The organism is Streptomyces sp. URMC 126, assembly GCF_051386555.1.
GTDB lineage: Bacteria > Actinomycetota > Actinomycetes > Streptomycetales > Streptomycetaceae > Streptomyces.
In genome coordinates, this window is the sequence record NZ_JBPQTX010000914.1 from 1 (window position 1) to 268 (window position 268).

Annotated in this window: 1 protein-coding gene; it reads right to left on the bottom strand. The window is 71.6% G+C overall.

Translation table 11 applies throughout. The features are described 5' to 3' along the window. The coding region (locus ACSNOK_RS34475) for a hypothetical protein (RefSeq protein ID WP_436784659.1) at positions 1 to 192 on the bottom strand (192 nt) is incomplete at its 3' end. Between the last annotated feature and the right edge of the window lie 76 nt (positions 193 to 268).

A 268-nucleotide genomic window follows, 5' to 3' on the forward strand; every position in this document is an offset into this window, starting at 1 on the left:
CGCCAGCATCGCGCCCTCCTCCGGAAGCCCGTCTGCGGGGACGTGCACGGCGCGCTCGTCGCTGGTCGTCGTGCCGGTCCCCCAACCGCACTTCTCGCACACGGCGTTCCTCCTTCCGCTCGGGGTCTTCGTCGAACCACTGCTGTTGTAGGCCCAGGGGGTCCCCGAGTCCACGATGGGCGTGTCGCGCATGCGCCACACGGGTCGCACTGGTCCCCCCTTCGACGCCGTCGGGACGTGACGCCGGGCGGGTGCTCTACGGTGCGTG